The 7,111-nt window shown below is 40.4% G+C and carries 6 protein-coding genes; 3 read left to right on the top strand and 3 right to left on the bottom strand.

The genetic code is table 11. The features are described 5' to 3' along the window. From AB5706_RS21680 to AB5706_RS21670, 3 genes are all read left to right on the top strand, one after another. A partial coding sequence (locus AB5706_RS21680; protein ID WP_472515493.1) for a GlgC family sugar phosphate nucleotidyltransferase occupies nucleotides 1–568 on the top strand: 568 nt, incomplete at its 5' end. Between the two features lie 54 nt (nucleotides 569–622). Next, nucleotides 623–898, top strand: a complete 276-nt coding sequence (spoVG, locus tag AB5706_RS21675; RefSeq protein WP_118577982.1) for a septation regulator SpoVG — start codon at nucleotides 623–625, stop codon at nucleotides 896–898. Nucleotides 899–1,169: 271 nt separating this feature from the next. Beyond that, on the top strand, nucleotides 1,170–2,426 hold the full coding sequence (locus AB5706_RS21670) for a PcsB-like coiled-coil domain-containing protein (protein WP_195983116.1): 1,257 nt from the start codon (nucleotides 1,170–1,172) through the stop codon (nucleotides 2,424–2,426). Between the two features lie 88 nt (nucleotides 2,427–2,514). Here AB5706_RS21670 and pduB read toward each other — a convergent pair whose 3' ends face one another. The 3 genes from pduB to AB5706_RS21655 form a co-directional block, all read right to left on the bottom strand. Then, entirely contained in the window at nucleotides 2,515–3,228 is a 714-nt protein-coding gene (pduB, locus tag AB5706_RS21665; RefSeq protein ID WP_195983117.1) for a microcompartment protein PduB, read from the bottom strand. A gap of 65 nt (nucleotides 3,229–3,293) precedes the next feature. Further along, complete coding sequence (locus tag AB5706_RS21660; RefSeq protein WP_368366315.1) at nucleotides 3,294–5,165, bottom strand: ABC transporter ATP-binding protein; 1,872 nt, start codon at nucleotides 5,163–5,165, stop codon at nucleotides 3,294–3,296. Beyond that, nucleotides 5,152–6,981: an ABC transporter ATP-binding protein gene (locus tag AB5706_RS21655; RefSeq protein WP_227200619.1), complete on the bottom strand. Its 1,830-nt coding sequence runs from the start codon at nucleotides 6,979–6,981 to the stop codon at nucleotides 5,152–5,154. Before AB5706_RS21655 ends, AB5706_RS21660 begins: the two co-directional genes overlap by 14 nt. Nucleotides 6,982–7,111 lie beyond the last annotated feature (130 nt).

Genomic DNA, 7,111 nt, shown 5'->3' with positions numbered 1-7,111 from the left:
ATATAATACTATTTCTACAGGTATTTATGTGATCCGAAGAAGACAGCTGATCGAACTGATTGAGAAGGCTGCACAGGAAGGTCGAAATGACTTTGTAAAAGATATTCTGATCCGTTATAAGAATCTGAAGAGAATCTATGGATATAAGATCGACAGCTACTGGAGCAATATTTCCACTGTTGAATCTTACTATAAGACCAACATGGATTTCCTGAAACCGGAGATCCGTAACTACTTCTTCAAACAGGAGCCAGCAGTTAAGACCAAGATTGATGATCTTCCACCGGCTAAATACAATCCTGGCGCAGATGTTAAGAATTCTCTGATTTCCAGTGGATGTATTGTAAACGGAGTGGTTGAGAATTCTGTCCTGTTTAAAGATGTTTATGTTGGAAATAATTGCGTAATTAAAAATTCCGTAATTTTGAATGATGTATATCTGGGGGATAATACACATATCGAGAATTGTATCGTTGAAAGCCGGGGAACCATCCGGGCAAATTCGTACTACAGCGGTGATGGAGAAGTAGAGATCGTTGTGGAGAATAATGATAGATATAGCTTGTAATATAATAAGACTTAAAGCGCAGTAAATGCGATTAAGAGGAAAGGGGCAGCAAAAATGAACATTACAGACGTACGGGTGAGAAAGGTTGCAAAGGAGGGGAAGATGAAAGCTGTAGTCTCCATTACCATTGATGAAGAATTTGTAGTACATGACATCAAGGTGATCGAAGGAGAGAAAGGTCTTTTCATCGCAATGCCAAGCCGCAAAGCAACCGATGGAGAATATCGGGATATCGCGCATCCAATCAATTCTTCCACTCGTGACAAGATCCAGACGATCATTCTCGAGAAATACCAGGAAGCTGCAGCAGAGGAAGAAGCTGCGGTATAAGAAGGAGAGAGGTTTTTACATCCCGCATTTTATGGAGAGATTCATGAAATGCGGGATATTTTTTGCAAAAACATTCCTGTGATTTGCCCAAACTATTTCACGGTATATTGTGCCTGAATTTGTTCTATAACCATGTATTTCATTATCTTTCCAGATTCTGGATAATTGTGAAATATTACGTAAATGTTACAAAAGTTAAATAAAAGTGTTGAAAAAATTACGAAATATGTTATACTTGACATACGAAAAAAATAACGAGGTGTTTACATAGATGAGATTTAAAAAGATTTTTTCAATGTTGTTAACTGGAATCATGATTGTTTCTATGCACGGGGCAGTATTTGCTTCTTCTACGGAGGAACAGATCGCTGATGTACAGGCACAGAAAGAAGCTGCGCAGGCAGAACTGGCACAGCAGCAGTCCAACATGGCATCTCTGGAGAGCAAGAAGCAGGAGCTTGAAAGCTATCTGGAAGAGCTGAATGCTCAGTATACAGACCTTACCAACAGTGTATCTGAGCTTGGAATTCAGGCAGCGGAGAAAGAAGAGCAGCTGAAAACTCTGAATACCCAGCTTGAGGAAGCCAAGGCCACAGCGGACAAGCAGTATCAGGATATGAAGAAGCGTATTGTATACATGTATGAGAATGGAAGTGCTTCCATGCTGGAGCTGCTTTTGTCCTCAGAAGATCTGGCTCAGTTTCTGAACCGTGCAGAAAATATAGCCCAGATTTCCCAGTATGACAGAGACATGCTTGCTAAATATAAAGCCCTTCAGGCAGATATCAAGGCCCAGGAAGAGCAGGCAGAAGAGGAAGCTCAGAATATTAATGAACTTCTGGCAGAGAAATCTGCCAAACAGCAAGAGGTACAGGCACTTACTGCAAGCACAAATGAGAACATTCAGTCCTATATTTATCAGATCAGTGCCAGCCAGGATGAAATCAGTGCTTTAAATACACAGATCAGTAATGCAGACAGCAGTATTTACAGCCTTTTGCAGGCTGCAGAGGCAGAGAAAGCAGCCCAGGAGGCGCAGGTAGCCCAGGAAGCTGAGGCTGCCGCCCAGTCACCAAGTGACGGGGGAAACTATGGCACAGAGGAATCCTACGATGACTACAGCGAGTCTGAAAGTGATTCCAATCAGGACACAGATAACAGCAGTTCCTATGATGATTCTTATACCGAGTCATCCGACAGCAGTGAAAGCTCCGACAGTTCTTCCGAGAGCAGCAGTTCATCTTCACAGGGAACTTACCTTGGAACCTTTACTCTCACCGCATACTGCAACTGTGCACAGTGCTGCGGAACAGCAGGAAACCTGACAGCCAGCGGAACTGTTCCTACAGCGGGAAGAACCGTTGCCATGGCTGGTGTGCCATTCGGAACTCAGCTCCTGATCAATGGAAATGTGTATACAGTGGAGGATCTTGGAACACCTTACGGACATGTGGATATTTATTTTAACAGCCATTCAGAGGCGCTTGCATTTGGACTTCAGAGTGCTGAGGTTTACAGACTAAATTAAGGAAAAAAATACGCCCTGACAGGATTAAGATCATTAAAAGCTTCTGCCTGTCAGGGCATTTGTCTGCAATAATATATAGGGGGGATTGTTATAAATACGGTTCTCCCGGAATTTCTGGATAGCTTCCCATTCCGATCAGCAGTTCCAGGCCGATCTGTCTTGCCTGGAGTACAGCCTCTTTCACAGCACTGGCATCTCCGGAGATGGCAAGGATAACCTCATTGGAATGGCTTGTACCAATACTCGGTGTCATATAGCGTGTAATATGAACTGCAGAAGCCTTCATTGCAGTGTCTGCCATTACAAGTCCGATAGCCGCCGGAGAACCTGCCATGAATCCGAAAGCTTCCCCTGGAACTGCGTGAAAGGCCATGGCAAGAGCGCCGCCTGCATTTGCTGAAAATGCAAATTCCAGATGACCGGATTCGCTGATATATAACTCTCCCGCATATTTATTGGTTAATTCCAATGCAAGAGAAATGGCGTGGCGCACATCAGAAACATCATTTCCACCAATCACGATATAATTGCCGTGACCACCCCAGCCCTTGGTATCACGTGGGAATTCGATAGAAAGAACCTCTGTGCCTGTAGCCTTCACTGCATCATCAACAGCAGTAATCTGACCTGCTGCACCTGTACGGGAACTGAAAAGTCCTAGGGTGTGATAGCGTGTTCCTATATTCATTTCATTTAAAAGAGTATCGTCTACTCCTGAAATCACAAGTCCGATGGTATCCAGAACTGCAGTTCCCACAAATTCGGTGCGGGTACATTTGGTACTGATACTGTGTACATCCATGAGAAAAACCTCCATAGCATTACTTTTCCTTAGTTTAACATGATTAAGGAAAATTGAAAAGCTGTTTATCTATAATATTGTGCCTGCGCCGTCCATAGCTGGAAATATTTCCCGTTTTTATCTGCAGCAAGCTCCTGGTGAGTTCCAGTCTGAATCACAGATCCTTCATGAAATACAACTATTTTATCGCAAAATTTGCAGGAAGACAGGCGATGGCTGATATAAATGGCAGTTTTATCGCCTGTTATTTCATTGAACTTTTCATATATTTCAGCTTCCGCAATGGGATCAAGAGCTGCAGTCGGTTCGTCCAATATAATAAAAGGGGCATTCTTATAAAGGGCTCTTGCAATAGCTATCTTCTGAGCTTCTCCACCGGAAATGATAATTCCCTTTTTATTAAAATCCTTGTAAAGATAAGTATTCAGACCTTCTGGCATTGTAGAAAGCCAGTTGTGAAATCCGGATTTCTTCAGAGCATTTTTTACTTCCTCTTCGTCATAATTGATTTTGGTAGACACATTTTCCCCAAGAGTCAGGGAAAAGAGCTTGAAGTCCTGAAATACCACTGAAAAAATCATCATATATTCTTTGTAATTATATTTTCGGATATCGATTCCGTTAAGAAGAATTTCCCCTTCTGTAGGATCGTAAAGCCGACACAGAAGCTTGATGAACGTAGTTTTTCCGCTTCCATTCATACCAACGACAGCCAGTTTTTGACCAATTTCAAATTTCATATTGATATTTCGGAGGGCATATTGTTCACATCCTGGATATCGGAAAGAAACATTTCGAAATTCTATTTCATACTTTCGGTCGCTGCGTTTTTCGGTAGTCAGGCTTCCCTGATACATGTTATTGGGAATGTCCAGAAATTCAAATGTCTGTTTCAGAAAAATAGCATTGTTTTGCATATCTTCAATGGTGGAGATACAGCCGGATACACTTGAATATATTTTCGTAATAGAGGAAATATATTTTGTAACCGCTCCGATTCCAAAGGCACCTGTCCAGGCTTTTAAGCATACAAAAACATAGGCAATCCCTGTGAAAATTACAGATACTGCGGAAGACGCTGCCATGTAAAATCCAACAGGTCCCTTTCCATATCTGGCAAATAATCCCTTGGAACCGAAAGGATTTTCTTTGCTCAGATTATGCTTTTCGCATATTTTTTCCTGTTGGTAAATCCGCATATCCGCTGCCTTTTTGCTATCATAGCCCAGACGTCCGTAATATGCAAACAAACGATTGGAAAAGGTATGCAGATCTGCACTTCTGACCCAGTATTTTCCTGCCTTTCCAGCGAGTACAGGCGAAAACCAGGTAATCAGTACCATAACAGAAATTATGGCTGTTACACATACCGGATTGTTAAGAATAACAAGTTTTTCTGCTGTTTTTGGAATCTGGCTGGTGAAAAGGGAAATGGTCATGGATAAGCCACAAATGATCGAAAATCCTTCTGAACACAGAGCTTCATAATTTAACAGAACATTGTATAGTCCCCACCCAGGTCCATTGAGATTTTGAATAATGGAAGAATATAACTCCATAGTTTTGCTATCATCTAAATCACAGTAATCCATATCAAAAAGTTTTTCGCACAAAATTCGCTTGATTTTCATTCCAAGACCTGCGCTCCAAGTCCTTTTCCATTTTTTAAGAAATGCAGATATCAAGCTGATTCCTGCTCCGGATAATAAAGTAATCGTTACCAGAAAACGAATGCGGTCAGGGCTTCGGTCGCCTGCAAGTTCTTCAATAACAAGTGCAGATAAATATATGATTATATAGGGAGTCAGTGCTTTCCAGATGGTCAGACTGATTTGGGAAAGAATTAATTTTGGATAATATCGGTAAAAAAGCTTATATGCTCTGTGATTAAGCTGCAGTGCTTCTTTTAACGATATGTTTTTCTCATTTGTCTTCATTTTCCCCATCTCCTTCCCTGTAATATTTGCTTTGAACCTCATAGAGAGCAGCGTATTTTCCACTTTGCCTTAACAGCTCTTCGTGAGTTCCTTCTTCCTGTATTTCTCCCTGCTCCAGCATTAAGATTCTGCTGCAGAATCTGGTAGAAGCGAGCCGATGGGAGATATAAACTGAGGATTTTCCTTTTGTCATTTCGTCATATTTCTGATAAATGTCTGCTTCAGCAATGGAATCGAGTGCGGCAGTTGGTTCGTCCAATATAATAAAAGGGGCATCTTTATATAATGCGCGGGCGAGCATAAGGCGCTGTGTTTCTCCACCCGAAAACATAATTGCATTTTTGTAAACCTCACGATTCAGAAAGGTTTGATACTTATCTGGAAGAGCTTCTATTTTTGGAAGCAAGCCGGCTTTTTTGATACAATTTTTCACCTGTTTCAGGTCGAAATTTTCTGTTTGCGCCACATTTTCTGCAATGGTTCCCGCTAACAATGAAAAATCCTGAAACACTGCCGAGAACAGCTTATAATAGTCTTTTCTGTTATAGTTTCGGATATCTGTTCCATTTAATTTTACCTGTCCCTTTGTGGGATTAAGAAACCCACAGATTATTTTGATCAACGTAGTTTTTCCAGCACCATTAAGACCTACAACTGCCAGATTTTCTCCTGGATGTAAGGTAAGATTTATATTTTTTAAAGTATCTGTTTCAGCTCCTGGATAGCGAAATGAAACATTTTCCAAAACAATTTCATAATTATTTTTAGCGTCCTGATTTAAGGTAAGTCCATCTTTGAAACGGAATAATTCCGGATAATCCAGACATTCCCGGACCGTGGAAATATCAAGAGACTGTCGGTGCAATGTGCCAAGTCCTTCCAGAATTCCTGTAATCCAGCCTGAAAAACTGTCTACTGCAGTAAAATAAAGCAAAAAAGCAGGCACATCAAGACCGCGGTATAATACCAAATAAATTAAATATGCGTAGACCGCTCCATTGCGCAGAAAAGTAAAAGTCAAATCTGCAATTCCAGCCCAGATATAAACATTTTCTGCTTTTCGATGAAATGCTGTAAATTCCCTGGCTGTTTTGCTGTATAATTCTTCCAGCCAGAAACGAAGACCGAAAATGCGGATATCTTTTGCTGCACCAAAGTCAGCTGCACGGTTTAATAAATATGCCATTTGATGTATATATTCAGCTTCTTCCTCCCGATGTTGATACTTATATTCATCTAATCTTTGAGAGATAAAATAACTGATTCCGGCAGTTGACAGAATGACCAAAATCAGAATTGGATGAATTTGTGTAAGAAGACCGGTGTAAATAAAAAAACAGACAATATTGATCAAAAGTACAGTTAGTGTATTCCAGATTGCTTCAGTGGCCTGATCGTTATTGTCCGTATATTCGGCCGATTTGGTCAGTAATTTTTTGAATTTCATATCGTCTATATTGGGATAAGATGTTGTGGATGCTTTTTTGTTTAAAAGATTTACAATCTCACAACGGACACTGATCCGTCCGCAAATTACGTTTTGATTTGCATAAGCCAATGCAGCTGATACCAGCATTATCATAAGCACAAAAATTACAATTGTAAAAAGCAGTTCCTGAATGGAAACATGATTTTCTATTGCACTTAATATGACAGGAGAAACATAAAGGTTAAGAAGGTTCTGTATAATGGTTAACAGTGCGATAAAAAAGCTGATCACCAGAACTTTCTTCTCCTGAGAAGTGCAGGCAAGTTTAATCATAAACCATATATTTTGAAAAGTACTGTATTTTGATACAGGATTTTTTTGAAACATGATTTTCCCTTCTTTCTTATTTTTCTTTTGATACCAGATTGCTACGTGCTTTGCACTCCCGCAATCTTCAAAAACATTCGTAATCCGCTCATTTTTCTTCGGAAAATGGCTACTTACTCATGTTTTTTGC

This window comes from Ruminococcus sp. RTP21484sp1_RTP21277st1_D2_RTP21277_210401 (assembly GCF_040924225.1).
Taxonomy (GTDB): domain Bacteria; phylum Bacillota; class Clostridia; order Lachnospirales; family Lachnospiraceae; genus Blautia_A; species Blautia_A faecis.
The sequence above is the reverse complement of the archived record's forward strand: the minus strand, read 5'-3'. Positions and strand labels throughout refer to the sequence as shown.

What these genes read in the sequence shown, in the direction of transcription:
- pduB (WP_195983117.1), bottom strand. Translation starts at nt 3,228, where the DNA reads ATGGATGTACACAGTATCAGTACCAAATGTACCCGCACCGAATTTGTG.
- AB5706_RS21655 (WP_227200619.1), bottom strand. Translation starts at nt 6,981, where the DNA reads ATGTTTCAAAAAAATCCTGTATCAAAATACAGTACTTTTCAAAATATA.
- spoVG (WP_118577982.1), top strand. Translation starts at nt 623, where the DNA reads ATGAACATTACAGACGTACGGGTGAGAAAGGTTGCAAAGGAGGGGAAG.
- AB5706_RS21660 (WP_368366315.1), bottom strand. Translation starts at nt 5,165, where the DNA reads ATGAAGACAAATGAGAAAAACATATCGTTAAAAGAAGCACTGCAGCTT.
- AB5706_RS21670 (WP_195983116.1), top strand. Translation starts at nt 1,170, where the DNA reads ATGAGATTTAAAAAGATTTTTTCAATGTTGTTAACTGGAATCATGATT.